Origin of the sequence: Rhizobium sp. YS-1r, assembly GCF_000757525.1 — a bacterium.
In the GTDB taxonomy this organism is placed as follows: Bacteria; Pseudomonadota; Alphaproteobacteria; order Rhizobiales; family Rhizobiaceae; genus Neorhizobium; species Neorhizobium petrolearium.
This window is the reverse complement of the sequence record NZ_JPYQ01000056.1, coordinates 87,129-110,743: the sequence shown is the minus strand read 5'-3', so window position 1 is coordinate 110,743 and position 23,615 is coordinate 87,129. Positions and strand designations below refer to the sequence as shown.

At 61.6% G+C, this 23,615-nt stretch carries 28 protein-coding genes; 18 read left to right on the top strand and 10 right to left on the bottom strand.

Annotated elements, in window-relative coordinates; genetic code table 11:
* The first annotated feature begins 233 nt into the window (after positions 1 to 233).
* The 3 genes from JL39_RS26045 (at position 234) to JL39_RS26035 (ending at position 2,192) form a co-directional block, all read left to right on the top strand.
* Positions 234 to 668, top strand: a complete 435-nt coding sequence (locus JL39_RS26045) for a MucR family transcriptional regulator (RefSeq protein ID WP_037157632.1) — start codon at positions 234 to 236, stop codon at positions 666 to 668.
* Between the two features lie 308 nt (positions 669 to 976).
* Positions 977 to 1,399, top strand: coding sequence for a helix-turn-helix domain-containing protein (locus JL39_RS26040; RefSeq protein WP_037157629.1), 423 nt, complete (start codon positions 977 to 979; stop codon positions 1,397 to 1,399).
* Positions 1,392 to 2,192, top strand: coding sequence for a DUF6456 domain-containing protein (locus tag JL39_RS26035; RefSeq protein WP_037157627.1), 801 nt, complete (start codon positions 1,392 to 1,394; stop codon positions 2,190 to 2,192). Before JL39_RS26040 ends, JL39_RS26035 begins: the two co-directional genes overlap by 8 nt.
* A 230-nt stretch (positions 2,193 to 2,422) precedes the next feature.
* Here JL39_RS26035 and JL39_RS26030 read toward each other — a convergent pair whose 3' ends face one another.
* Complete coding sequence (locus JL39_RS26030) at positions 2,423 to 2,845, bottom strand: SufE family protein (protein WP_037157624.1); 423 nt, start codon at positions 2,843 to 2,845, stop codon at positions 2,423 to 2,425.
* A 188-nt stretch (positions 2,846 to 3,033) separates the two neighbouring features.
* Positions 3,034 to 3,480, bottom strand: a complete 447-nt coding sequence (locus tag JL39_RS26025; protein ID WP_037157616.1) for a DUF5330 domain-containing protein — start codon at positions 3,478 to 3,480, stop codon at positions 3,034 to 3,036.
* A gap of 483 nt (positions 3,481 to 3,963) precedes the next feature.
* On the opposite strand from JL39_RS26025, the gene JL39_RS26020 reads away from it, so the two are divergent.
* The 5 genes from JL39_RS26020 to JL39_RS26000 all read left to right on the top strand — a co-directional run bounded on the left by JL39_RS26020 (position 3,964) and on the right by JL39_RS26000 (position 7,652).
* Positions 3,964 to 5,511 carry a HAMP domain-containing sensor histidine kinase gene (locus tag JL39_RS26020; protein WP_037157613.1) on the top strand — a complete coding sequence of 516 codons (1,548 nt, stop codon included), beginning with the start codon at positions 3,964 to 3,966 and terminating at the stop codon, positions 5,509 to 5,511.
* A complete protein-coding gene (locus tag JL39_RS26015; protein ID WP_037157610.1) occupies positions 5,483 to 6,418 on the top strand; it encodes a peptidoglycan-binding domain-containing protein in 936 nt (311 codons plus the stop codon). The genes JL39_RS26020 and JL39_RS26015 overlap by 29 nt, the downstream gene beginning before the upstream one ends.
* Positions 6,419 to 6,534: 116 nt before the next feature.
* Positions 6,535 to 6,831, top strand: coding sequence for a nucleotidyltransferase (locus JL39_RS26010; RefSeq protein ID WP_037157607.1), 297 nt, complete (start codon positions 6,535 to 6,537; stop codon positions 6,829 to 6,831).
* Positions 6,831 to 7,190: a HepT-like ribonuclease domain-containing protein gene (locus JL39_RS26005; protein WP_037157604.1), complete on the top strand. Its 360-nt coding sequence runs from the start codon at positions 6,831 to 6,833 to the stop codon at positions 7,188 to 7,190. The genes JL39_RS26010 and JL39_RS26005 overlap by 1 nt, the downstream gene beginning before the upstream one ends.
* A 117-nt stretch (positions 7,191 to 7,307) precedes the next feature.
* On the top strand, positions 7,308 to 7,652 hold the full coding sequence (locus tag JL39_RS26000; RefSeq protein ID WP_037157602.1) for a DUF1491 family protein: 345 nt from the start codon (positions 7,308 to 7,310) through the stop codon (positions 7,650 to 7,652).
* A gap of 10 nt (positions 7,653 to 7,662) precedes the next feature.
* Here the strand turns inward: JL39_RS26000 and JL39_RS25995 are convergent, their stop codons facing one another.
* On the bottom strand, positions 7,663 to 8,709 hold the full coding sequence (locus tag JL39_RS25995) for a DUF2336 domain-containing protein (protein WP_081952995.1): 1,047 nt from the start codon (positions 8,707 to 8,709) through the stop codon (positions 7,663 to 7,665).
* Between the two features lie 685 nt (positions 8,710 to 9,394).
* Between JL39_RS25995 and JL39_RS32235 the strand changes: the two genes are divergently transcribed.
* Positions 9,395 to 9,571 carry a hypothetical protein gene (locus JL39_RS32235; protein WP_200884009.1) on the top strand — a complete coding sequence of 59 codons (177 nt, stop codon included), beginning with the start codon at positions 9,395 to 9,397 and terminating at the stop codon, positions 9,569 to 9,571.
* 210 nt (positions 9,572 to 9,781) lie between these two features.
* On the opposite strand, the gene JL39_RS25990 is transcribed toward JL39_RS32235, so the two are convergent.
* Together JL39_RS25990 and JL39_RS25985 are read right to left on the bottom strand one after the other, a co-directional pair.
* Positions 9,782 to 10,372 carry a DUF1254 domain-containing protein gene (locus tag JL39_RS25990; RefSeq protein ID WP_037157599.1) on the bottom strand — a complete coding sequence of 197 codons (591 nt, stop codon included), beginning with the start codon at positions 10,370 to 10,372 and terminating at the stop codon, positions 9,782 to 9,784.
* Positions 10,365 to 10,952 (bottom strand): DUF1214 domain-containing protein, encoded by a 588-nt coding sequence (locus JL39_RS25985; RefSeq protein WP_037157596.1) that lies wholly within the window; start codon positions 10,950 to 10,952, stop codon positions 10,365 to 10,367. The genes JL39_RS25990 and JL39_RS25985 overlap by 8 nt, the downstream gene beginning before the upstream one ends.
* A 332-nt stretch (positions 10,953 to 11,284) precedes the next feature.
* Between JL39_RS25985 and JL39_RS25980 the strand changes: the two genes are divergently transcribed.
* Complete coding sequence (locus JL39_RS25980) at positions 11,285 to 11,638, top strand: DUF559 domain-containing protein (RefSeq protein ID WP_037157593.1); 354 nt, start codon at positions 11,285 to 11,287, stop codon at positions 11,636 to 11,638.
* A 222-nt stretch (positions 11,639 to 11,860) separates the two neighbouring features.
* On the opposite strand, the gene JL39_RS25975 is transcribed toward JL39_RS25980, so the two are convergent.
* Positions 11,861 to 14,086, bottom strand: a complete 2,226-nt coding sequence (locus tag JL39_RS25975; protein ID WP_081953039.1) for a transglycosylase domain-containing protein — start codon at positions 14,084 to 14,086, stop codon at positions 11,861 to 11,863.
* Between the two features lie 191 nt (positions 14,087 to 14,277).
* On the opposite strand from JL39_RS25975, the gene JL39_RS25970 reads away from it, so the two are divergent.
* The 5 genes from JL39_RS25970 to JL39_RS25950 all read left to right on the top strand — a co-directional run bounded on the left by JL39_RS25970 (position 14,278) and on the right by JL39_RS25950 (position 19,305).
* A complete protein-coding gene (locus tag JL39_RS25970) occupies positions 14,278 to 14,739 on the top strand; it encodes a YcgN family cysteine cluster protein (RefSeq protein WP_037157590.1) in 462 nt (153 codons plus the stop codon).
* A 174-nt stretch (positions 14,740 to 14,913) separates the two neighbouring features.
* On the top strand, positions 14,914 to 16,017 hold the full coding sequence (locus JL39_RS30650; protein WP_161784806.1) for a helix-turn-helix transcriptional regulator: 1,104 nt from the start codon (positions 14,914 to 14,916) through the stop codon (positions 16,015 to 16,017).
* A 184-nt stretch (positions 16,018 to 16,201) separates the two neighbouring features.
* Complete coding sequence (locus tag JL39_RS25960) at positions 16,202 to 18,619, top strand: heavy metal translocating P-type ATPase (protein ID WP_037157587.1); 2,418 nt, start codon at positions 16,202 to 16,204, stop codon at positions 18,617 to 18,619.
* Positions 18,616 to 19,047, top strand: coding sequence for a Cu(I)-responsive transcriptional regulator (gene cueR / locus JL39_RS25955; protein ID WP_037157584.1), 432 nt, complete (start codon positions 18,616 to 18,618; stop codon positions 19,045 to 19,047). The genes JL39_RS25960 and cueR overlap by 4 nt, the downstream gene beginning before the upstream one ends.
* Positions 19,048 to 19,104: 57 nt before the next feature.
* The gene (locus tag JL39_RS25950; protein WP_037157581.1) at positions 19,105 to 19,305 is read left to right on the top strand and encodes a heavy-metal-associated domain-containing protein; all 201 of its coding nucleotides are present in this window, start codon (positions 19,105 to 19,107) and stop codon (positions 19,303 to 19,305) included.
* Positions 19,306 to 19,381: 76 nt separating this feature from the next.
* On the opposite strand, the gene JL39_RS25945 is transcribed toward JL39_RS25950, so the two are convergent.
* Positions 19,382 to 19,813 (bottom strand): GNAT family N-acetyltransferase, encoded by a 432-nt coding sequence (locus JL39_RS25945; protein ID WP_052183122.1) that lies wholly within the window; start codon positions 19,811 to 19,813, stop codon positions 19,382 to 19,384.
* 483 nt (positions 19,814 to 20,296) lie between these two features.
* The gene (locus JL39_RS32030) at positions 20,297 to 20,467 is read right to left on the bottom strand and encodes a hypothetical protein (protein ID WP_161784805.1); all 171 of its coding nucleotides are present in this window, start codon (positions 20,465 to 20,467) and stop codon (positions 20,297 to 20,299) included.
* On the opposite strand from JL39_RS32030, the gene JL39_RS25935 reads away from it, so the two are divergent.
* Positions 20,466 to 20,786, top strand: a complete 321-nt coding sequence (locus JL39_RS25935) for a hypothetical protein (RefSeq protein WP_037157578.1) — start codon at positions 20,466 to 20,468, stop codon at positions 20,784 to 20,786. The two genes, JL39_RS32030 and JL39_RS25935, sit on opposite strands and share 2 nt — an antisense overlap.
* On the opposite strand, the gene JL39_RS25930 is transcribed toward JL39_RS25935, so the two are convergent.
* A complete protein-coding gene (locus tag JL39_RS25930) occupies positions 20,778 to 21,389 on the bottom strand; it encodes a TetR/AcrR family transcriptional regulator (RefSeq protein WP_037157574.1) in 612 nt (203 codons plus the stop codon). The genes JL39_RS25935 and JL39_RS25930 overlap by 9 nt on opposite strands.
* Positions 21,390 to 21,547: 158 nt before the next feature.
* Between JL39_RS25930 and JL39_RS25925 the strand changes: the two genes are divergently transcribed.
* Both JL39_RS25925 and JL39_RS25920 read left to right on the top strand, forming a co-directional pair.
* A complete protein-coding gene (locus JL39_RS25925; RefSeq protein WP_037157571.1) occupies positions 21,548 to 22,309 on the top strand; it encodes an SDR family oxidoreductase in 762 nt (253 codons plus the stop codon).
* Positions 22,310 to 22,531: 222 nt separating this feature from the next.
* Positions 22,532 to 22,723, top strand: coding sequence for a hypothetical protein (locus JL39_RS25920; protein ID WP_037157569.1), 192 nt, complete (start codon positions 22,532 to 22,534; stop codon positions 22,721 to 22,723).
* 237 nt (positions 22,724 to 22,960) lie between these two features.
* On the opposite strand, the gene JL39_RS25915 is transcribed toward JL39_RS25920, so the two are convergent.
* Complete coding sequence (locus JL39_RS25915; protein WP_037157567.1) at positions 22,961 to 23,596, bottom strand: outer membrane protein; 636 nt, start codon at positions 23,594 to 23,596, stop codon at positions 22,961 to 22,963.
* Between the last annotated feature and the right edge of the window lie 19 nt (positions 23,597 to 23,615).

The window sequence follows — 23,615 nt, the reverse complement described above, 5'->3', positions numbered from 1 at the left end:
CGATAGAGCCGGCAAGTTTTTCAGACTGAAAAACAGGTGTAGGTCGATGGCGAGGCTGATTTCAGTCGAAAGCAATATCCGGCGAAAATCGCTTTTCTTCCGCATGAAGCTTAGGGGTAGGCTTCGGTCCAGGGACGATGCGGGGGTTTTGGGGTTTCTTCGGGAGACTCTGCGAACGGTCGGGTGCCGCGGAGGTCGCGGGCCTGCCGGTCACTTACAACAGGAGACAGGAAATGACAGACATCGCATTGGGCAAAGGCCAGGACCTGCTGGTTGAACTGACAGCAGATATCGTGGCTGCCTATGTGAGTAACCACGTGGTCCCCGTCAGCGATCTTTCGAACCTGATCGCCGACGTGCATTCGGCACTGAGCAACACCTCCTCGCCGGCTCCGGTTGCGACAGCCGTCGAAAAGCCGAAGCCGCCCGTTCCGATCAAGAAGTCCATCGAAGACGACTATCTGATCTGCCTCGAGGATGGTCAGAAGTTCAAGTCGCTGAAGCGGCACCTCATGACCCATTACAACATGACTCCGGAAGAATACCGCGAGAAGTGGGGTCTGCCGGCCGATTATCCGATGGTAGCCCCGGCTTACGCGGAAGCGCGCTCCAGGCTCGCCAAGGAAATGGGTCTTGGGCAGCGCCGCAAGCGCAGCAAGGCCGCCTGAGCCGGGACAGACGCTGGCTGGCCAATTGGGAAAAAGCCAATCCCTCCGGTGGAGACCGATCGTAACGCGACCGGGGATGGGATTTTGTACCCGAAAATGCGAATGCGATGAAGACCGGGCTTCCACGCCCGGTTTTTCCTTGCGGGAGGCAGGAGGGGGACGGTGAGAGGAAAAAAATCCCATTTTCTTTCTGCCTCTTGTCAAAAATATCAATAATTTCAGCGAGAGGTTGTAGGCGGGCGGTTTCTTGCATCCCCGCTCTTGCTCTAAGGTGTATGAATTAATTCCTATTCATGAGGGAATTTGTCATGCCTTTGGAGAAACATTTCGAGCCTTTCGTCCCGCCGCCCGGCCGCTTGATCGCTGCCTGTGCCGCTAGCCGTCCGTCTGGGCTTCCCGCCAGCCTGCCGCTCAGGAATGTGTGCCGGATCGTCCGCCAGATGGTCGGCGAACTTGTGCCGCTTTTCGGTGACCGGGTGATGCTGCGCCGGGACCGGCGGCGCCTTTCATGCCATGTGCGGCAGATCGCCATGTATGTCTGCCACGTCGCCCTGCGGATCTCGATGAGCGATATCGGCGAGGCCTTCGGCCGCGATCGCACGACCGTCGGCCATGCCTGCCATGTGGTCGAGGATCGCCGCGACGATCCCGCCTTCGACGATTTCGTCTCGGCGGTGGAACGGATCGTCACGGTCGTCTTCGGCATGTCGGAGGTACCGGCCCATGAATGAGAGGAAGGCCGATCGATCGTGTGGAAAGCAGCTCCTCAGATTGATCCGCCAGCTCGCCCGCGGCGAATGCGCGGTCGAGACGGCGGAAGGCGGCGAGATGCGGGTAACCGGTGGCGGGGAACGGCTTTATCCGCAAGCCGTGATTGCCAAGGCCCGGTCGCTCGGGCTGGCGTGTCTTTCAGGCGGCCGGCTTACGGCAAGTGCCGAGGCATCGGCCTTCCTGCGCCGGGCCCTGGTCACGGGCGGAGAGGCATTCATCGAGCAGCATGGCGAGATGGTTGCCGCCACCGCCGAGGTGGAAGGTGCCCGCCAGCCGGTCCGGCGCAATCTTCTGGAATCGCCGCTGGGCGCGGTGGCGCGGATGAAGGATCGTGAGGGCAAGCCCTTCCTGCCGGCAGACGCGATCGAGGCCGGCGAACGGCTGCTTGCCGATTTCACCCGCGGGCAGCTGCAGCCGCGCGTCACCGCCTCCTGGGAACCGCGTCTGTCGAGCCGGGGGAAGGGGCATGCGGGTGGTCAGGCGGAGATTGCCGACAGCGCCATGGCCGCAAGGCTGAGATTCTCCAGGGCGATGGATGCCATGGGGCCGGAACTTTCCGGCGTCGCGGTGGACGTCTGCTGCTTTTCCAAGGGGCTGGAGACGGTGGAGCGCGAACGCCAGTGGCCGGCGCGCTCGGCAAAGCTGATGCTGCGCGCCGCACTTCTGGCGCTCGCCCGTCATTACGCGCCGCCGCCCGCAAGCCGCCGCAGCAGCCACCATTGGGGCACGGAGGATTACCGGCCTGTCTTGTAGATATCTGTTACCCCTCCCGGCCTGCAGGCCACCCTCCCCACAAGGGGGAGGGGATATGCCGCAACCTTTTTGCACGTCCTCACCGCGGTAAGGCGAATGGGCACAAATCAGACACATTGGGATGGAGAAATCGCTTCAGAGGGCGAGAAGCTTCAGGAAGACAGGATGTTGCCGCTTGTTTCCCTCCCCCTTGTGGGGAGGGTGGCCGACAGGCCGGGAGAGTTTTTTATCTAAGCCGCGACCCGCATGCTCGCCTCGTTCTGAATCCGCTTGACCATCGAACGCAGGCCATTCGTCCGCTTCGAGATAAGATGATCCATGAGGCCTAAGCGGTTAAAGATCTCGATCGCATCTGTAGAAGTGATTTCAGAAGCGCGTTTGCCTGAATAAACAGCAAGCACAATCGCCACGAGGCCGCGCACGATTTGAGAGTCTGAATCGCCCTCGAATGTCATGACGGGATCAGCGCCGTCGTCCTCAACATGACTGATCACCCAGACTTGGCTCATGCAGCCTTGAACTTTATTCTCATCAACTTTTTCGCTTTCAGCAAGGTCCGGCAACAATTTACCGAGCTCAGTAATGTACTGGTAGCGGTCTTCCCACTCGTCGAGGAAGGCGAAATCGTCGATGATCTGGTCGATACTGGCCATGGGCGCTCCGGTTTATCTGCGTTTCATATAGGCATTGCAATGCGGGATAAAAGAAAAAAATGCGCCGTGAGGCGTTCATTCCTCACGGCGTCAGCAAAATGCCGAATAGCAGGGCAGGCAGGTCCAGCGCCGGGAACCGAGGCAATCAGGCCCGGCACAAGCTTTGAAATTCGTAAGGACGATCCCGTTCAGTGAACCGGGCGTTTCTGCGGTACCGGCACCGAACCGGTCAGGATGGTGCCGGTGGAGATCGTGTCGGCAGGGGCGGGAGCGGTTTCGGCGGCCTCGGACGGAAAGGGTGTCGGGTCCGGATCGGCGAGCACTGCGGTTTCCGGTTCCTTCACGCCGGACTGCCCGTTTCCAAATTGCTTGTCGAGCAGTTCGAAGGCGACGCGGGCGCCTTCCTTGGCCCTGACCCCGAGTGCCGAGAAGGTTTCGGCGCCCTTTTCGCAGACATCCGGCTTTTCCAGGCAGATGGCGCTGACATACTGATAGGCTTCGGTCGCGGCGTGAAAAGCGTCGCCGACCTCAATCGCCGAGACACCCTCGGTCACGGTCACAGGCCGGTTGCTGAAGTAGGAGAGCACCACCAGCACGGCTGCGAACCAGAATGTTCCCTTGATGAGAAACCACATCGTCCTGTCCACCTGTTTTCCCTGCCGGCTTCCGGAGTGATTCCGGGATAGTGCAGGGCCGCCGGGTCTGTGCCGGTCTTGAACATGGTTGTACCGCCCGGAAGCAAATATGGCTTTGACGCAACCGCTCGGTTTTTCGGCAAATTTATCTAAAATTCGATCTATCGGTTCCGCTGCATGACACTTCTGGCGAGCTTGTCTCGAATTTTAGCGGATGATGTTAAGCATAATTGCGGCAGACGCCCGAAAAGCTCTGGGCTTTGCGCCCGCTCGATTGCCACAAAAGTTAACGTCGCAGGAAAAATCAAACCAAATCCGTCGCTTACGTCGTGTTAACCACAAGCGGAGAAGGCTTGGCGAAGATGTGCCAAAGTCGGATTTCGGGCTTCGGATGGGCGTTCGGCACCCTATCTTTTATCCTTTCCTTAAGCCGCGGGGGCCTATTGTCCCTCGTGTTAAAAACGAGTCTCTTCAGGGTATGGCGTGCGCGTATTGAGTAACATTGCCGACAGGATGGTTCTTCTGGTCGATGAGACCGTGAACCGCTGGCTCACTCGCCTTGGCGAAGGCGAAGTGGCTCGCGCGCAGGAGATTGCGCTCTTCCGCCGCCTGGTCTTTGCCTGCCTCGCAACGCTGGTTGTCGTGCCGTCCGCGCTCACGCTCGTCTTCACCCCCGCGCTGGCGCTGCCGGTCGGCGCCGCACTGGTCATCTCTTTCTTCCTGCTGGCCGTCGCGGCCCTCTTTGCGCTGCCGCGCCATGCGATCGTCTCCGCCGTCGTCCCGCAGCCGGAGGACATTGCTTTCGAGGCCTGCCCGGGCCTGTCGCTCATCCTCGACCCGCAGGGTCAGGTCATGAAGACGGGTGGACGCGACCGTGACGCCTTTCCCGTCGGCCTCAGCGAGGCTTCGGGCCTGCCGCTTGCCGAATGCGTGCATGTGTCGGACCGGATCGGCCTCGTCCAGGCGCTCGATGTGCTGCGCCAGGGGGCGGCAAGCGCGGTTGTCGACATCCGGATCGAACGGCCTCTCTCGGCCGCCGGCCGCCAGTTCCTGCCCGTCCGGCTCGACATGACCGCAATTCGCGACGGCGAGGGGCAGTTCGTGCATGCCTTCGCGCAGGCGCGGGACATGTCGGAAGAGGAAGACCTGCGCGCTGAGGCGGTCGCCCGTGTCGCCGAGGCGCGCTCCGCCCATGAGGCGAAGTCACGCTTCCTCGCTGCCGTCAGCCATGAACTGCGCACGCCGCTCAATGCGATCCTCGGTTTTTCGGACGTGCTCGCCGGCGAATATTTCGGCAGGCTCGAGAACGACCGCCAGCGCGAATATGTCGGGCTGATCCGCCAGTCGGGCGCGCATCTGCTCTCTGTCGTCAACACCATGCTCGACATGTCGAAGATCGAGGCCGGCCGCTACGAACTGATCGCCGAACCCTTCGCGCTCGCCGAGGCCATGGAGGCCTGCCGCGCCATGCTCGACCTGTCCGCGCGTGAAAAGGGCGTCACGCTGGCAAGCCGCGCCTCCCGGGGCCTTGGCGAAGTCATCGCCGACCGCCGCGCGGTGCAGCAGATCCTCATCAATCTCGCAAGCAATGCCATCAAGTTCACCGAGGCCGGCGGCGCCGTTTCGATCGACGCGGTGCTCGCCGGTGACGACGTGGTGATTTCCGTGAGCGACACCGGCATCGGCATTGCGGCCGAGAAGCTGGAGTTCATCGGCCAGCCTTTCATGCAGGTTGAAAATGCCTATACTCGAAGCTACGAAGGAACCGGTCTCGGCCTTTCGCTGGTCAAGGGTCTGGTGGCGCTGCATGGCGGCCGTTTTTCGATCGCCAGCCGTGCGGGCGAAGGGACCGTGGTGACGGTCTCGCTGCCGGCCGACGGGTCGGGGATCGGAAGCAAACGGGACCAAACCCGGGAGGAGAAAGTCGAATTCCCGCCGCGGCTCAGCAAAGCCCGGCTAACGCCGCAGAAAACGTTCATGATGGACGAACAGGATTTTATCGATGGCCGCGCGGAAGCGAAAATCGCCTGACAGGAGAAAGCCTGTCCGGCAGCCGGGCCTTCTGTCGAGCCTCCTCTCGGCAGCGGGACGCGCCGCTGCGCGCCATCCCAGGCCCGTCATCGGCGCTGCGGCCTTCATCGTCGTCTTCTCGTTCGTCGCTGCCAATGCGCTCTGGTACCAGCCGGGGGGCCATCCCGCGCCATTCCTTGCCACCCGCGACGCCAGCGACCCGAATGCCATCGCCGGCTATCGGCCCGTGCGCCGCGCAGCGCCCGAGGAAGTGACGACCTTCCGCATCGAGCGCGCCGATCCGGATGCGCCCCCATCGTCGCCCGCCACAACGGCACCTGCGACCGAATCGGTAGCCGGGCCGGTCTCCGCTCCCGTATCCGATCCGCTGCCGGTCGCCGTTCCCGCACCGCGCCCGGAAACAATCCAGAGAGAGGCCCGGGAGGCCGCGCCGCAACCCGTCCCGCAAAGGCCGGCTCCGGTTGAAACCGCGAAGGCAGCCCCGGCAAAGCCTGCCCAGCCGGCCTCCTCGTCGAAGGCGATCCCCGTAAGCCGTCCGCCGGAAAAGGTTGCTGCTGCGCGCAACGAGGACCCCGTGGCGGCGGCGATCCGCTCGGCCGAGCGCCGCCCGGTGATGAGGCCGCCTGCCGAGATTCCCAGCACCGGATCGACTCCCCGGACGAATGCCAGGCCCCGGGCAACACCTGTCGCCCAAAAGCCGGCGGCATCTTCATCCTCGGCGGATCTCGTCCTGCAGATCCAGCGCGGTCTGTCGAACATCGCCTATGCGGATGTCGCGGTGGACGGCGTTGCCGGCGAGCAGACCAAGGCCGCCATCCGCCGTTTCCAGAAGCACTACCGCCTGCCGGAAACCGGCGAGCCCAACGAGATGGTGCTGAAGAAGCTCAAGTCGATCGGCGCGCTTTGACGCTTTAGGTGGCGGCGATGATTGCCGGATATCGGCAAATCCCGGGGAATGGAGCTTTGCCGGCCCGTCAGGCGATGAAGATGGATGCCTTGCACGAAATGATATAGGCTATCGTCATGAACAGAGCCGACGCCATCAAGAAACTCCAGCAACACGCCGATACCGTGAAAGGCATGGGCGCCACGGCTCTTTACCTTTTCGGATCGACGGCCCGCAATGAAGCACGGGCATTGAGCGACATCGACCTGTTCATCGACTATGACCCGGCCAAGCGGTTCTCGCTCCTCGACCTCGTCGGGATCAAGCAGTTTCTAGAGGAAGAGCTTTCCGTTGAGGTTGACGTTACGACCCGCAGCAGCCTGCATCCGATGCTGCGGACCGATATAGAACAATCCGCCGTCCGTATTTTCTGATGGTCAAGCGCAAGGTCGAGCCGGTTCTAGCTGAAATTCTGGAAGCGATCGAAGGCATTGAAACCCATACCGCCGGAAAGTCCCTGGCCGAGTTTGAACACGATTGGTTGCTGCGCCACGGCACGCAACGAGCGCTGGAAATCATATCGGAAGCCTCCCGTCACATACCTGATGAGCTGTTAAACCTTGCTCCCGATATTCCCGGGAAGAAGATTCGCGGTATCGGCAATATCCTGCGCCACGAGTATCACAAGATTGCAGACGACGTGATCTGGGTCGTTGTGAGTGAAAACATCTCGCCGCTTAAAGCGGCCGTCAAAGCCATCCAGAAATCGATTGGCGACAAGAAGCAACCGTAATGGAAGCCTTTGGGACAGGTCGCCTCGCGATCTCGACATGCCTCGGGGTGGCCATCTGGACATAAGGCCGCTCGTTCAGCCATTTGCCCTTCGCGGCGAACCGCCGTAAGACGGGCCATGCGCCTGAAGTCCGATATCTTTGTTTCCGCCCTGATACGCCGCGTCTTCGCACTCGGCGGTTTCGCCGCCGTCGAGAAGAAGGGGGCGGAGGAGGCGGGCGCGATCTTTATCCGCCAGCGGTTCCGCGACGGACTGCAGACGCTCTACGCGCCGGCGCCGCAGAACTTCTTCGGCGAGGAGGATGCGGGGCGCAAGTTCGAGACGAGGGCGGAAAGGGCAGAACCCGATGCCGTCCGCGAGATGCTGTCGCGCGAACTCCGCTTCGATCCGGATCTCTGGCTGCTGGAATTGGAGACCGACGATGTTGCCGGTCTTTTCGAGGTCATCAAGCCCGCCGGTTGAAGACAGCGCTTTATCGAACCCGGCGCAGGCCGTGCACCGGCCTGCGGGCGCTCGCCGTGGTGCGGATCACCTGCGGCAGGGCCTCGTGTCCTTCGCCATCACGCGCGTCGGAAGCGACCGGCCGCTGCGGTTCGGCGTAGGTGTAGCGGTCGGCGCGGCGCCAGGCTTCGACACGCCTGCCGCATTCGTCCTCGTCGAGCGCCTCCCAGAGCGCCTGTGCCCGGGGCATGCCGTTCTGCGGGGCCGAGAGATGGTCGTAGAGCCGCTGCAGGATGAAGACTGCATCTTCGGTCTCCATGGCCACGCCCTTTAGTGTGGTGGCGAGCTGCTGGCCGGAGATATCGAGCATGATGCGCTCCGCGAGCCATCGGCTGGCGGAAAGCGTGTCGGCGAGCACGCTGGCGAACAGGCCGGCCTCACGGTTGCGGGCGAAGCGCACGAGCAGCGCTTCCTGGATCGGCGAAAGGGTGCGAAGCCCGAGCCGGTCCGCGGCCGGCCGGTTGACATGTCCGGCGAGCGCCTTGATGTGCCGGCGCAAATGCTCCTCGCGCGCCAGCCGCTCGGCATCGTCCGTCGCGCCCGGCATCGGTCGCACGGCCCGCACCTCCTCGGTACCTCCGCCATTGGCGCTCAGGCGCTTCGCGTGATCGTAGCGCAGACCGACGAGCGCATCGATGACGGTCGGCGACAGTGCTTCGCGGCTGACGATCGCGCGGGCATGCGCTTCTCCTTGCGTGCGGGCAATGGTGATCAGCGCGTCGTCGGTAAGGCAGGCGGACGAGATGAGGAAGGGAGCCGCGATCGTGATCGGCTGACAGGCGATGAAAAAGGCGACGGCCGGCGGCACGGTCCTGCATTGTGAAAGCGCTGCGACCGCCTCGCGACGGGCCTCTTCGGAGGAAGCGGTAAAGAGCGGGGCGAAGAGTTCGGCGAACTGTCGAAGTTCCGACCGCGACGGATGCGGCAGACTTTCGAAGCTCGTCACGGTGGCCATCAGCACCACATCCTTCTTACGCATGGCCGGGGGCCTCTCAAGGTCGCGAAACTCGTTCGTCACGGGCAAACTCACGTCAACGCAATACAAATCCGGAGGTGCCACGAAGCATCCAGGCCCGCCTCAAGGCCCGCCTGACGCTTTCATCGTACCTTGCTTAAGTCCTCAAATCGGAACTCTCCCTGTGGCGCCGAGCCGCTCTCACGCAGCTGTGAAAACATCCATCGGAAAGGGAGCGCCCCGGTTTAACCAGATGCTAACTCTCTGAGGGTTAACGGTCAGTGAAAACGGATCGTTTTGATACGTCTGTGATTTTTTGGAGTTCCTGTTGGTTCATCATCGCCATGCGCAGCGAGTCAGATCGATGTGTGAACCAATCGGCCGATCGTGCGTTTCCATTGCCGACACCAGACATGCACCGGTAGCAAATGCTATTTTAGCATTAACTCACTATTAACGCTGCTCTGGCTGAATTTGCGAAGTAACCGGCGTGTATTGCCGGGATTTCAGGTTCCGGATGGCCTCGCGTTGCAGGGCTCGACCCTGGAGGCCATCCGTCAGGCGACCGGCTGAGGCGGAACCGGCTGCCAGTACGGGAATATCGTTGCGCCTTGTTTGAAAAGGTGCTGCAAGGAGAAAGGTGCGGTATGCCCGCGGGTTACCCCTCGGGGAGCACCAGCCCTCAAGGAGGGCAGGGTGAGATCGGTCCGTCTTCATCCGTCTCGAATTCCTGAAAACGGAGACGAGCATGGCAGAGATCGTAGTGCTGAACAGATGGCGGAGCGAGAATATCCGCCGACCACAGATCAGGATCGGCGAGGAAGATGATGCCGGCCGGCTCTTGCTGTTCACCGGGGTGCGTTATGAGCGCTTCGATGACCGGGGAGACCGCAAGGCCGAAAACCACGCCGTTCATGCCGAATAGATCGAGTTCCCGGTTTATTTGACGACAAACCTTCCGGCATACGCGGCGTCATCCTCGGCCTTGTGCCGAGGATCTGCTCACCTAACCAATCTGTTGATTAGATTTAAAATCGTAGCCGTGGTTAGATGCTCGGGACAGGCCCGAGCATGACGAAGGGGATGTTGCCGCTCTTTGCCAGCAGCTCAAGTCCTTACCTTTCACTCAATACCGTCAGAACCGGCTTCTGGAACGCCACTCGAAGGGCGCGCAGGTTGCCTGGGTCAGAAATTGCGAGGCGATATCCGCAAAGCTTGCCTGCGGCGCGAGGCTTCTGAGAATGACATAACCTTCCGCCTGCTGGGTTTCCACCAGGATCGACTGCGAGACCGCCTGCGGCAGCGATTTGCGCAGCGTGGTGATCTGCACCGGCGTGGCGATCACCACGTCCAGCATGCCGCCGGCCGATGTTCGGTCGTTGATGCTGAAGACCTCGTTGGACGACTGGTCGTAGACGGCAAGCGACCAGAAGGGCACGCCGCCATTTTGAGCCGTCAGCCGCACGGGGCCGCTCCCGACATCGAAAGCGCACACGGCAGCTTCCACGAATGGATCGTCCTTGGAAAGCCCCGCCCGGTCCGGTCGTTCGCCGAGGCGGTGAAAGCGGTGGATATCGCCTTCCGCCAGAATGCGGGTATAGGCGTCCCGCTCGCTGAATTCCGGCAGCAGTAGCACGATGACGAGATGCAGGAGTGCTGCGCCGATGAGGCCGGTCACGACGGCGAAAAGGATCTGCAGCGCAAATCGCGACCGAGGTCTAAGCATTGCCACACCCGATCTTTTCCAGCCGCGGCATGGTCAGGTCGATGAGGCCGGAACTGCCGGCCGTCGGCGTATCGAAGAGCGTCAGCGTCAGCCGGAACGAGCCGGGAGCCGGCACGGCGAGCCAGTTTCCCGGCCTGGCCGTCGAGGAAATGGCGATATCGAAGCTGCCGTCCTCGTCGCGCAGCACGATGCGGGAATTGAGCGCCCTCGGCAGGTCGGAACGGGCGGACGGCGGGGCGGCGCCGGGTGCGCTGGCAAACAGCGTCCAGAAACGCGCCGGCGGCGTATGGCCGGTCAGACGGTAGGAGCAGTTCCCGGAAAGCCGGGCGCCCGTCTCGTCTGTGGCGGCGGTGAAGACGAGGCCTTCGGCGCTGGCATAGATGAGCTTGCCGGCATTCGCCCGGTGTGATTTCGCGTAAGGGTCCGCCTTGGCGGTCTGCACCTCCGGAAAGGCTTCCCAGGGCCCGAGCTTGATGGCGCCGAAGCCGACGGTCGCGTCAAGCGCTATGAGAGTGGACCAGATCCCGCCGCCGAAGGCGATGGCAAGTGCGATCGCGATGAGGAAGGGAACACGGAACACGGGTTTGCTTTGGCCCTCGGAATAGCTGCATCAGAGGGTTAGCATTGATTCTGGCGGGAAGGAATGGGCGGGGGAGGCAGTTTAGTGAGCGCAATTGCCATGATTGCCTCTCTTGAAACTCCCTCACCAACAAAATCTAGCACTTAGGCTTTGGCTCAAGATGCTGATTTTGTAACCTCTCCCACAAGGGGAGAGGTAGAACGTCGTGCTCGCGGCATCGGTATCTCTCCCCTTGTGGGAGAGAAAGTAATTTTGACATCTTAGCAAAGGCTAAGTGTCAGAAATTGCAAGTGAGGGGATCGGTGCTATCATTCCGACAACTGGGGGAGGATATGCGCCATGAACCGCCGCCGATCAATCGACGCCGCGCTCGCGATATGCGGATGGATTCGACGAGAGCGGAGAACATGCTCTGGCAGGCGATCCGTGATCGGAAACTGGAGGGCTTCAAATTTCGCCGGCAAGTGCCGCTTCGAAGCTATATCCTCGATTTCGTCTGCTTCGAAGCACGGCTGATCATCGAAGTCGATGGAGCCCAGCATGCCGAGAGCAAATCGGATGAAGTCCGTGACGCCTTCTTCCAATCTCAGGGCTTTCGTGTCCTGCGCTTCTGGAACGATGACGTAGTGAAGAATCTCGATGGCACAGTTCTGACGATTCTGGCGGAGTTGAATACTGGAGAATGACGAGTTGTTTGCGGACCCCCTCACCAACAAAATCTAGCACTTAGCTTCGCTAAGATGCTGATTTTGTAACCTCTCCCACTAAGGGAGAGGTAAGCCCGCGGCAGCGCGGCATCTCTATCTCTCCCCCTGTGGGAGAGAAAGCGATTTCAACATCTTAGCTGAAAGCTAAGTGTTAGAAATCGCAAGTGAGGGGATATTCCTCTCCAGAAACGCCGCCTGAATCTACCGCCGCAGCTCTCCGCTGACCGGCGTTATGACCGGCGTGCCCTTTGCCGGTTCCGTTTCACCGGCCGCGCCCCCGGCGTCGGCCACCTTGGTGCCCGCCGGCGCGAGCGGGCCGGCCTTCTTCAGGTTTTCGCCGATCTGCCTGAGGATGCGGGTGGATTCGGCCGAGAGCGAGCGTGGCCGCACGAGCACAAGGCCGGGCTCGCCATCTTTCTTTGCCACTTCCGTACCCTTGTGACCGCCGGTCGGCAGCGGGTTTTCGATGCCGGGAATGGCCCTGAGCTCGATGCCCTGATGGGCATAGTCCATCAGCGTCTTGAAGGTCATGGCCGGCAGCGAGCCGCCCGTCATGTTGTGCATCGGCGTGAAATCGTCGTTTCCGTACCAGACGGCGGTCGTGTAATTGCCGGTGAAGCCGATGAACCAGGCATCGCGGTAGCTCTGCGAGGTGCCGGTCTTGCCGCCGGTCACGATGCCGCCGTCAAGGGCCGCCCGGCGGGCCGTGCCTATCACCGGGATCTGCGTCAGGATGCGGTTCATGGACGAGGTCGCCTGTTCCGAAAGCACGCGGCTGGCCGGCGGTTCGTCGCGGTTGAAATCGTATAGCACGTCGCCGTCATAGCCGAGCACCTGCCCGATGCCGTGGCGGCGTGATTGCATGCCCCCTGCCGGCATCACCGCATAGGCCGTCGCCTGGTCGAGCACGGTGACTTCCGACGTGCCGAGCGGGATGGTCTTGTCGGTTCTGAGCGGGGTCTCGATGCCCATCTTCTTGGCGGTCGCAACGATCGCTTCCGTGCCGAGATAATCCTTGGCGAGCCGGACCGGCACGGTGTTGTACGACTGGGCCATGGCGGTGAGCAGCGTCACCTTGCCCTTGTAGGACCGGCCGTAGTTCTGGGGCGACCAGCCGCGCCAGGTGATCGGCGCATCCGAGATGACCGATTCCGGCGTGAAGCCGTTCTCCATAGCGGTGGAATAGGTATAGAGCTTGAAGGAGGAGCCCGGCTGGCGAAGTGCCCGGGTGGCGCGGTTGAACTGGCTCTCGCCATAGTCGCGTCCGCCGACCATGGCGCGCACGGCTCCGCCGTTCTCGATCATCACCAGAGCGCCCTGCTTCGCCTTATAGCTCTCGCCATATTCGCGCAGGCTGGTTTCCATGGCGGATTCCGCCGCCTGCTGCAGGCCGGTGTCGATCGTCGTGCGCACGATGACGGAATGCTCGCGGAACTTGCCATTCTTCGCGAGCCGCTGCACCTCGTCGAAGGCCCAGTCGAGAAAATAATCGGGTGCCTTGACGTCCGCCCGGTCGACCACGGTGGCCGGGTTGCGCCGCGCGGCGATCACCTGGCCCTCGCTCATCAGCCCGCTCTGAACGAGATTGGAGAGCACCTCGTTGGCGCGACCGCGGGCGGCCGGCAGATTGACATGCGGCGCATATTTCGCCGGTGCCTTGAAGAGGCCGGCGAGCATGGCGGATTCGGCGAGGTTCACTTCCGTGATGTTCTTGCCGAAATAGAATTGCGCCGCCGCCGCCGCTCCGAACGTGCCGCCGCCCATATAGGCCCGGTCGAGATAGAGCGACAGGATTTCCTTCTTGGACAGGTTCGCCTCCAGCCAGAGCGCCAGGAAGGCTTCCTTGATCTTGCGCTCGATGGAGCGCTCGTTGGTGAGGAAGAGGTTCTTTGCGAGCTGCTGGGTGATGGTCGAACCGCCCTGCACGACGCCGCCTGCCTTGGCGTTTTCGCTGAGCGCGCGGGTGAGCCCGATGAAATCGATGCCGAAATGGTCGAAGAAGCGGCGGTCCTCGGTTGCGAGCACGGCCTTGATGAGATGGTCGGGCAGCTCGTCGATCGGGACGGAATCCTCATGGATGATGCCGCGGTGGCCGATGGTATTGCCGTAGCGGTCGAGGAAGGTGACGGCGAAATCGCCGCGATTTCGCCAGTCTTCCTTGGTTTCCTCGAAGGCGGGTTGCGCCAGCGCCAGAAGAACGACAAAACCGGCGGTGCCGAGCGTCATCGTCTCGCCGGCAAGCTCGAAGCCGATGCGTTTGAAGCCGCGGACGCGGAATTTGCGGGAGAAGATGGTGATCTCCTCCCATATTTCACCGAGCGTGAAACCGAGATTCCAGACGGTGGAATCGATCCAGGAATCGATGCGCAGCAGGAAGTGGCGCTTTCTGCGCGGCCTGTCGTCGGGTGACTTTGGCTCGTCCTGCAGTTCGTCCTGCACCGTGGATTCCCCCGCCCGTTTTCAATGAGATGTGCTTGACGCCGCCCCATGAAGGGATCAAAGGCATGAGCTCTCACCGTTATTCAGCAATAGCTGACAAATGGTTTAAGCGCGATAGCCAAATCGCAACAGGTAAAGGGCAGGATGGGCGATTTGTTCCATGCTGCCGCGAAAGTGATATGACGGAAGAACCTTTCTGGAAGACGAAGCGGCTCGACGAGCTGAGCGGGGAGGAATGGGAAAGCCTCTGCGACGGCTGCGGGCTCTGTTGTCTCAACAAGCTTGAGGACTGGGATACGGGGGAAGTGGTCTTCACCTCCGTGGCATGCCGCCTGCTCGATGGGACGAGTTGCCGCTGCAAGGATTACGAAAACCGGCAGGCGACCGTGCCGGATTGCATCCGGCTGACGCCCGAGACGGTCGATGATATCGCCTGGCTGCCGCCCACCTGCGGCTACCGGCTGGTGCGTGACGGCGAGGACCTCTACTGGTGGCACCCGCTCGTCTCCGGCGATCCGGAGACCGTGCATCTCGCCGGCATATCCGCCCGCGGTCGAACGGTCAGCGAGGAGGATGTCGATGTCGACGACTTCGAGGACTATCTGGTCGACTGGCCGCTGACGGTGGGTGGAAACGGCTGAGAACCACGTCGTCGAGAATTATCTGCCGGCCGGGTAGGTAAAATTCGAAATATATTCAAAAGGCGAGTTCTTACTTACGTAATTTTGCGAATGTACCTTCCTGCCCGCGGAGGTTAAACCTGATGCCCGTCAGTTCAACCATTCGATGGCAGTTTGATGAAGGCAGAAGGTACATTGGCAGACCGCCTCTATGAGGCAGCCCTCGTCCCTGAGCTTTGGACGGAGGCCTGTGAACATCTGGCCTCGGCGGTTGCGGCGGACAGTTCCTCCATTTTCACCGTGGACGGCCAGGGCAGCCATCGCTTCGTCACGACGCCCAATGTCGCGGAAATCTATGCCGAGTTCGCCAGGAGCGAACACCGGTTGAACAATACCAGGGCGGCCAGGGCACTGGAGCGCTCTCCCTTCTCCTTCGGCCGTGATATCGACATCCTGACGAAGGAGGAATACGAGGAGGATCTCATCCGTCCCACCTTTCTCGAACCTCACGGCGTGAAATGGGAAGCCGGCTGCGTATTTCAGGAGCCGACCGGGCATACGATCGCCATCATCCTCATGCGCGGCCATGGACGCGAGCATTTTGCCGATGAGGAGCTTGCCCGGCTCAATCTTCTGAAGCCGGATATCGCCCGGGCCGCCTATCTTTCGTCCCGCCTTTCCTTCAACGCAGCCCGTTCGATGACCGAGACGCTTTCCATGCTCGGCCTGCCGGCAACGGTGATTGGCGATGAAGGCCGGGCGATCGCCATGAATCCCGAGATGGAGGCGCTCGCTCCCCGCATCCGCACCGGCGCCGCCGACCGGCTGATCCTGGAGGGGGCAGGCGCCAATGCGCTGCTGGACGATGCGATAAAGCGCTACAGGGCTCAAGCCGTGCCGACGGTGCAGTCGCTGCCGATGATGGCGCGCGACGGGGCGCCGGCGCTGATCCTGCATCTCCTGCCGATCCGCCGCGCGGCGCGCGACATCTTCTCCCGTTCCATGGCGGTTCTGGCGGTGACCGAGGTGGGAAAGGTCGGCTCACCGGATATGCGGGTTCTCTGCGGCCTCTTCGACCTGACGCCGGCCGAAGCCCGCGTGGCGCGCGGCATTGCGATGGCCCAGACGCCGGAAACGGTGGCCGCCTCGCTCGGCGTTTCGCTCGAAACCGTTCGCTCGCACCTGAAGCGGATCATGAGCAAGACCGGCACCACGAGGCAGGCGGAACTGGTGCTCCTGCTCGCGGGATTGAGCGCGCCGGTCTTCGGCATCGGAGAGCGTGGCGACCAGGACGAATAACGTCTCTCTCTCTAGCAACGGTCCCCCAGGGCATCCGTCCGCGTCTGGCGGCCGGCCACGGAAACGGTGACGAATTCCTGCTCTGACGAGGCCAAAAAATCCGCATCATCACCCCTTGACCTTCCCATGATGGGAAGCTCCACATAGGGCGGGAATGAGAGAAACCGCTCCCAGGGATCCAGTGATGAACCAGACCGTAAACCCGAACCGTTTTCGCGAACCCTTCACCATCCCGGTCGAGGGCATGACCTGCGCGTCATGCGTGCGCCGGGTGGAAAATGCGGCCGCCAAGGTGCCGGGTATCGACAAGAGCGCGGTCAACTTCGCGACGAAGAAGCTGACGGTGGAATCGGCGGACGGCTTTTTGCCCGAAGAGCTTGAAAAAGCGATCAAGAAGGTCGGGTACGAAATCCCGCCGGGCGCCATGGATCATGCGCTCCGCGAGGCCGGAATGCTGCCGGCTGCAATACGCGCGGGGCATGCAGGGCATGGTCATCATCATGACCATGCGGGCCCTGACCCTTCGGGTCGGGACCAGGCGGATCATGCCGCCCATGCCGGCGGACACGACCATGCGCACATGCACCAGGGTGAGGAGGGGAAGCTGAAGCGCGACCTTGCGATCGCCTTCGTGCTGACGCTGCCGCTTTTCGTGCTGGAGATGGGCAGCCATTTCTATGATCCGTTCCATCACTGGCTGATGGGCAGCATCGACGCGCAGAATCTCTACTACCTCTATTTCCTGGCCGCGACGGCGGTGATCTTCTGGCCGGGCTTCCGCTTCCTCAGGCTCGGCCTGCCGGCGCTCCTGCGCGGCGCGCCGGAGATGAACTCGCTGGTCGCCGTCGGCGTGCTCGCGGCCTATGGTTATTCGCTGGTGACGACCTTTGCGCCGGACCTGCTGCCCGAAAGCGCCCGCTTCGTCTATTACGAGGCGGCAACGGTGATCGTGACGCTCATCCTGTTTGGCCGGCTCCTGGAGGCTCGCGCCGCCGGCCGCACCGGCGAGGCGATCAAGAAGCTTGCCGGTCTGCAGGCCAAGACCGCCCGCGTCGAGCGCGATGGAAAGACGGTCGATATCGCGGCCGGCGAGGTGGTGGCGGGCGATATCGTCGTCATCCGCCCCGGCGAGCGCATTCCGGTCGACGGCACGGTGATCGACGGCACTTCCAATGTCGATGAATCGATGATTTCCGGCGAGCCGCTGCCGGTGGAAAAGGCGGCCGGCGCGACCGTGGTCGGCGGTACCATCAACAAGACGGGTTCCTTCCGCTTCCGCGCCGACAAGGTCGGCCGCGACACGATGCTGGCCCAGATCATCCGCATGGTGGAGCAGGCGCAAGGGGCGAAACTGCCGATCCAGACCCTGGTCGACAAGATCACCGCCTGGTTCGTGCCCATGGTGATCGCGTTCGCGATCCTCACCTTCGCCGTCTGGGCCTTCTACGGCCCGAGCCCGGCGCTGACCCACGCGCTCATCAATGCGGTTGCCGTGCTGATCATCGCCTGCCCCTGCGCCATGGGGCTTGCTGTGCCGACCTCGATCGTCGTCGGCGGCGGCCGGGCGGCTGAACTCGGCGTGCTCTTCCGCAAGGGTGAGGCACTGCAGGAACTGCGCAACGTAAGCCTCGTCGTGCTCGACAAGACCGGCACGGTGACCAAGGGCCGGCCGGAACTGACCGATCTCGTCACGACCGAAGGCCTTGCCGGGGACGAGGTTCTGAAACTGGTGGCAAGTGTCGAGGCGCAGTCCGAACACCCGATCGCGGAAGCCATCGTCAAGGCGGCGGAAGCAAAGGGCATTGCCGTGCCGAAGGCCGAAAAATTCGAATCCGTCACCGGCTACGGCATTCAGGCGGTGGTCGACGGCCGGAAGGTCGCCGTGGGTGCCGACCGCTTCATGGAGAAGCTCGGGCTTTCGGTGGAAGAATTTGCCGAAGCGGCCAGCCGCCTTGCAGACGAGGGCAAGACGCCGCTCTATGCCGCGGTGGACGGCAAGCTTGCCGCGGTGATCGCCGTTGCCGATCCCCTGAAGCCCGCAAGCCGGGCTGCGATCAGGGCGCTGCGGGAAATGGGTGTCGAAGTGGCCATGGTGACCGGCGACAACCGCCGGACGGCGGAAGCCATCGCCCGCCAGGTCGGGATCACCAGGGTCGTGGCCGAGGTCCTGCCGGAAGGCAAGGTCGCTGCGGTCCACGAGATGCGCGCCCAGCGAAGCCAAAGCGGCCGGAAGATCGCCTTCGTCGGTGACGGCATCAACGACGCGCCGGCATTGGCGGAAGCCGATATCGGCATCGCGATCGGCACCGGCACGGATGTGGCGATCGAAAGCGCCGACGTCGTGCTGGTCGGCGGCGAGCTTTCCGGCGCCGTCTCGGCGATCGCCATGAGCCGCGCGACCATGGTGAACATCAAGCAGAACCTGTTCTGGGCGTTCGGATACAATGTGGCGCTGATCCCGGTCGCGGCCGGCGTGCTTTATCCCGCCTTCGGGCTCACGCTGTCGCCGATGATTGCGGCTGGCGCCATGGCGCTGTCGAGCGTCTTCGTGCTCGGCAATGCGCTGAGACTGAAAGCGGTAAAGATAGGAGAGACGAGATGAATATCGGACAGGCTTCCGACGCCTCCGGCGTGACGGCCAAGATGATCCGCTATTACGAGGAGATCGGGCTGATCCGCCCCATGGGCCGCACCGGCAACAATTACCGGGTCTATGGCGAGGACGAGGTGCACATCCTGCGCTTCATCAAGCGGGCGCGCTCGCTCGGCTTTTCGCTGGAAGAGACCGAGACGCTCCTGAAACTCTGGCAGGACAAGAGCCGCGAAAGCGCGGCGGTCAAGGAAGTCGCCACGGCTCATATCGCCGATCTCGAACGACGCATCGCCGAAATGCAGGGCATGGTGAAGACGCTGAAGCATCTGGCCCATTGCTGCGGCGGCGATCATCGCCCGAATTGCCCGATCCTCGACGACCTTGCCGGCGACGTGCCTGCATCCTCGGGGTCGAAAAAGACGAAACAGCCCGCTTGACCTTCCCGTTGTGGGAAGGTGCAGAAGGCGTTTATCTCAACAAGGAGAATCTTGAAAATGATTGCGACTTTCATCGTACCGGACATGACCTGCGGCCATTGCGAAAAGACCGTGCGCGGCGCGCTGGGTGAAGCCCTGCCGGATGCTGCGGTGACGATCGATCTCTCGGTCCATAGGGTGACAGTCGAGGGCGATGCGGCAAGGGCCGAGGAAGCGATCCGCGAAGCGGGCTATACGCCTCAACCCGTGGCGGCGTGACCGGCCGGTCTTCACCGTCCTTGTGCGAGGGCGGTGATCTGCCATGGCAGCAGCGCCATCGATCGCCGGAGATGAACTACCGAAGACGAATAAGGCCCGCATCGGTCGCCTCGAACGTGCAGGCGCCGTAATAGAAGTCGCACAGATGCGGCTCGAAGTCCACGTGGAGCCATTCGCAGCGTAAAGCTCTTGCGTGCTTCACGGCCTCTTCGACGAGTGCAGTGGCATAGCCGCGGCGCCTCAGATCCGTTGTGATCATCGTGTCGAGCAAAAATGCATGGACGCCACCGTCCCATGCGACGTTGACGAAGCCGACAAGCCGCTTCGACATGCGCATGCAAATCCAGCCAAGACTGAAGGTATTGAGCCGGCTCCACCAATCGTCGTCGGTCAAAGGGTGCTGGAAACACTCGGAATGAAGTTCATTGAGTTCCGTGTTGGCGAATGTTCCGCGCCACTCGAACCGTACGCCGCTATGCTTAGTCGATCTGGTAATCCTTGCTGCCATATCCTCTTATGCCGGGCTTGCCGCAATCGGGTCAACCTAGCGGCAAGCTGTGCCGGCTTCAGAAGCATCGGCTGGAAAGTGTGAAGCGGTTTTCGCAGGACCCGATGGTCAGACAGAAATTGGAGGAGGCGGAGCCGTTCCGTCTGGAGCCGGCACCTATCTGGATCCGCATGCGACAGGAGGCGAAAAGCCCTCGTAACCTACATCCGGGCAATCGCATTTCGGGTCGTATTTCGAGGGTGGTTGGGTTCTTTTGCAGGTGGGATCGGTTCTATGGGCGTATCCGGGCACGCTGGTATAGCGGCTCGTCTGGGTACATCCGGCAAGAGCGATGCAAATGGCGGTCAATGCGATAATGCTTTTCATGCTCCAGCTCCTCAACTCGGTTTCTTTGGAACCGGTATTCATCTTGCTTGAAAACGGACGGACCACATTGTCCGATATCAAAGCCGTCCGTTGACACATCCGGCATCACGACGAGCGTCAAAGAAGATCGATATCGGTCGGCCCGTGATATCGGGTTCGCAGGCCGACCTTTCGCACCTGCTGCAGGAAATTGTTGGTTTCGATCAGGCTGAGGACGAACGTTTGTGTCTCGCCATCGTAACGATCCGCGTGATTGGCTGAAACCCAATAATACCCGCGTTGGGTCATGACCCTCACTTCAAAGCCCCGGCCATCCGTCTTCCTGATGGCGAAGTCGGTACATACGATCAGGTTCTCATCCGCGGAGGAGGCGTCGAGCGCGCCGCTGTCCTGCTTTGATCCTTGGCCATTCGTGGTCTGTTACCCGTTTTACTCGGAAGAAGAAACGGTATCGACTTTTTCCATAGGGTCTTTGCTGGAAAGCAAACACAACGAAGATCCTGGCGATCGCTCCAGTATCGGGATGAACAACCCCGGCTTTGCTGGATCGGCAGGCGCACAGATCTTTGCAAGCGGCGACCGGCATCTCGCCTGGCGTTCAGGATGACTTTCCGGATAGCGCAGAGCGGCCCGCAGGCCACGTGGACAGCGCCTGCTCGGCGACGGCCTCAAGCGCTTCACGACTGAAACCGGCTTTGGCCTGCACTGCCATGCCGTGAAGCACGGCCATGAGAAATGCTGCAAGGGCATCGGGTCTGGCCGTCTCCGGCAGGTCGCCTTCGGCCTTTGCCTGTTCGAAGCGTTCGCGAAGCTGCGCCTCAGCAACCGCGCGAGCCTCTATCAATACCTGCCGGACAGGCTCCGCGTCATCCGATCCTGCCAGGACACCGTTGATGACCAGACATCCCGTATGGTCGGGATAACGGGTGTTGAGGTCGATTGCATTGTAGAGAATGTGCGCTGCGACCTCTCGCGCCGTCGGAAGCGCCAGCGCCGCCGGGATGTAGTGCAGGTATCGCTCGTAATAGCGCACCAGGGCTTTACGAAAGAGCGCTTCCTTGTTGCCGAATGCCGAATAGAGGGCAGGTCTCTCGACACCGGCGGCCGCGGTCAGGTCGGCGTAGGATGCCCCCTCGTAGCCCTTGCGCCAGAAGACGCACAAAACGGCGTCGAGCGCTTTCTCCACGTCAAATTCGCGATGGCGTCCCATCAGTTCAAACCGGCCTGTTTCATAATGATCATTATTAAACCCCTTGACCGCGGCCGTCAAATTTCATACCGATCATTATAGTAACGTACGTTACTAAAAGTGACGGCATCGCTCATCACAACCGGGCGGCGCCCTGACCAAATCTAGAAAGGGTATTCATGTCGAACATACTGAAGGGAAAGGTCGTTCTCGTAACCGGCGGCTCCCGCGGCCTTGGCGCTGCGACCGCGGAAGCGCTGGCCGACCACGGAGCAGACGTTGCGATCAGCTACGCGGCCTCGGCAGACAAGGCGGAAGCTGTCGTGGAGAAGCTCAGAGGAAAGGGTGTTCGCGCGATTGCGGTAAAGAGCGACCAGGCTGACCTTGCCTCCGCCAGGCCTTTGATCGACAGGGTGCTTGCCGAGTTCGGCAGGCTGGATATCCTTGTGAACAATGCCGGCATTGCGATCCAGGGGCAGACTGTCGACGATCCGGAACTCGACGGCGAGAAATACAATCACCAGTGGCAGGTCAATGTTATGGGTACGATCGCCAACACGCGCGCGGCGGCGTCGAAATTGACCGATGGCGGCCGGATCATCTTCATCGGCTCTCGCCTTGGCTCAGTCGTGCCTTTCTCGGGTGTCGCCGACTATGCCGGAACAAAGTGGGCGCTCGCCGGCTACGCCAAGGGCATTGCGCGCGATCTTGGCCCCCGCAATATCACCGTCAACGTTATCCAGCCGGGCATCATGCCCACGGACATGGCCGCTGATGTGGCCGGTGAGCTTCCGAACCGTGACGCCATCCTTGATATGCATCCGATCCGTCGCATTGCAACCCTCGAAGAGGTGGCCGAAACCGTCTGCTTCCTCGCCGGACCACATGCGGGCTACATTACCGGCGAGACCGTGAACATAGCCGGTGGTATTGGAGTCTAGGCATCTTGGAAGAGAACTCCGAAACATAACCCGGCAGAACACCCGTGTGATCCTGAGCTTCAAATGAAGTTCGGGATCACATCTTCGGCCGTCGGAGCGGGGATTTATGCTTTGATGCTGGATCGGCAACCGGGGCGGTTTCGTGATCTGCCGGGGTGAGACCGCAGGGTGCCGCCATTCTAACCAAACGTCCACATCTGCGGGACAGAGGAAGGCAATCCCTTGGTCCTGGTCGCCGTCAGATTGCGTCGCCGATTTGATGGCGTCGAGCACGCGTTCTTCTTCCTCGATCAGCTTCTCGAGCATGCGCCTCCGGCCTTCATCCACTTCCGCTTCCAACATCGAGCGAAAGCGTTCGATGTTTTTCTTCGCGATGAATTCCTGCACGATGTCGCCCCGCCACGGCAGATATGAACTACCTGAGCTTGTAGAGTAGTCGCCTTTCAAAATTTTGACAAACGTCAATTCATGCGAAGGGCTGCGGGCATGATGAGGCGGACCTTCGCTTCCGGGACGATCTGCGTTCGCGGTCCCGATGCCCGCGCCCCTTTCCGCTTCGGCAAACTCAGCCGACCGGATAAACCGCCGGAAGTTTCCTTCAGGCGGCTTTCTCGTGATGACAATCAGACAGAGGGCTGGTTCTCCAGGGCCTCAGAACTTCACGCCGATGCCGACATTGATGATGTGCTGGTTGAAATCGGTGTCGAAGCCACCGAGATCCCCGTCGCCATAGTCGTTGTAGCGATATTCCACCCGGCCGAAGAAATTGTCCGTGAAGGCATAGTCCAGACCGGCGCCGACCGTCCAGCCATGCAGGGTGTCGTCGTCATCCACGCCCGGCCCTTCGACGCTGATATTGGTCATCGTCCAGCCGCCGGCCGCATAAAGCAATGCGCGGTCGAAAGCATAACCGACGCGGCCGCGCAATCCACCGGAGAAGCCGGTGTCCATGTCGAAATCGCCCGCATAGCTGTTCTCGTTCCAGTCGTAGTTCAGGTCGCCTTCGACACCGGCCACGAAACCGTTGGAGAACTGCCAGTTGTAACCGACGAAGCCGCCGAAGCGCCCGCCGTCGAAATTGTCGTTACTGCCGCCGCCGGCTGCCGTCGCGTCACCTTCACCCCAGGCATAGCCGCCATGGAGACCAAGATAAGGGCCGGACCACGTGAAGGATGGCGTCTCCACCACTTCCGGCGCGGCGGGGATCTGTTCGACCGCATCTGCTGCGAAAACAACGGAAGAAGCGGTCATGGCGGCCGATGCTGCGAAAATGAAAAGAGCCTTCATGGATATTCCCTCCGATTGA

Excerpts from the sequence above, each read along its gene's own strand:
- JL39_RS25960 (WP_037157587.1), top strand. The coding sequence starts at position 16,202 with ATGAACCAGACCGTAAACCCGAACCGTTTTCGCGAACCCTTCACCATC.
- JL39_RS25980 (WP_037157593.1), top strand. The coding sequence starts at position 11,285 with ATGCGCCATGAACCGCCGCCGATCAATCGACGCCGCGCTCGCGATATG.
- JL39_RS26025 (WP_037157616.1), bottom strand. The coding sequence starts at position 3,480 with ATGTGGTTTCTCATCAAGGGAACATTCTGGTTCGCAGCCGTGCTGGTG.
- JL39_RS32030 (WP_161784805.1), bottom strand. The coding sequence starts at position 20,467 with ATGACCCAACGCGGGTATTATTGGGTTTCAGCCAATCACGCGGATCGT.
- cueR (WP_037157584.1), top strand. The coding sequence starts at position 18,616 with ATGAATATCGGACAGGCTTCCGACGCCTCCGGCGTGACGGCCAAGATG.
- JL39_RS25935 (WP_037157578.1), top strand. The coding sequence starts at position 20,466 with ATGACCCTCACTTCAAAGCCCCGGCCATCCGTCTTCCTGATGGCGAAG.
- JL39_RS26030 (WP_037157624.1), bottom strand. The coding sequence starts at position 2,845 with ATGGCCAGTATCGACCAGATCATCGACGATTTCGCCTTCCTCGACGAG.
- JL39_RS32235 (WP_200884009.1), top strand. The coding sequence starts at position 9,395 with ATGGCAGAGATCGTAGTGCTGAACAGATGGCGGAGCGAGAATATCCGC.
- JL39_RS25990 (WP_037157599.1), bottom strand. The coding sequence starts at position 10,372 with ATGCTTAGACCTCGGTCGCGATTTGCGCTGCAGATCCTTTTCGCCGTC.
- JL39_RS26040 (WP_037157629.1), top strand. The coding sequence starts at position 977 with ATGCCTTTGGAGAAACATTTCGAGCCTTTCGTCCCGCCGCCCGGCCGC.
- JL39_RS25945 (WP_052183122.1), bottom strand. The coding sequence starts at position 19,813 with ATGGCAGCAAGGATTACCAGATCGACTAAGCATAGCGGCGTACGGTTC.
- JL39_RS26005 (WP_037157604.1), top strand. The coding sequence starts at position 6,831 with ATGGTCAAGCGCAAGGTCGAGCCGGTTCTAGCTGAAATTCTGGAAGCG.
- JL39_RS25915 (WP_037157567.1), bottom strand. The coding sequence starts at position 23,596 with ATGAAGGCTCTTTTCATTTTCGCAGCATCGGCCGCCATGACCGCTTCT.
- JL39_RS25930 (WP_037157574.1), bottom strand. The coding sequence starts at position 21,389 with ATGGGACGCCATCGCGAATTTGACGTGGAGAAAGCGCTCGACGCCGTT.
- JL39_RS25970 (WP_037157590.1), top strand. The coding sequence starts at position 14,278 with ATGACGGAAGAACCTTTCTGGAAGACGAAGCGGCTCGACGAGCTGAGC.
- JL39_RS26000 (WP_037157602.1), top strand. The coding sequence starts at position 7,308 with ATGCGCCTGAAGTCCGATATCTTTGTTTCCGCCCTGATACGCCGCGTC.
- JL39_RS26035 (WP_037157627.1), top strand. The coding sequence starts at position 1,392 with ATGAATGAGAGGAAGGCCGATCGATCGTGTGGAAAGCAGCTCCTCAGA.
- JL39_RS26010 (WP_037157607.1), top strand. The coding sequence starts at position 6,535 with ATGAACAGAGCCGACGCCATCAAGAAACTCCAGCAACACGCCGATACC.
- JL39_RS26045 (WP_037157632.1), top strand. The coding sequence starts at position 234 with ATGACAGACATCGCATTGGGCAAAGGCCAGGACCTGCTGGTTGAACTG.
- JL39_RS25925 (WP_037157571.1), top strand. The coding sequence starts at position 21,548 with ATGTCGAACATACTGAAGGGAAAGGTCGTTCTCGTAACCGGCGGCTCC.
- JL39_RS25950 (WP_037157581.1), top strand. The coding sequence starts at position 19,105 with ATGATTGCGACTTTCATCGTACCGGACATGACCTGCGGCCATTGCGAA.
- JL39_RS26015 (WP_037157610.1), top strand. The coding sequence starts at position 5,483 with ATGGCCGCGCGGAAGCGAAAATCGCCTGACAGGAGAAAGCCTGTCCGG.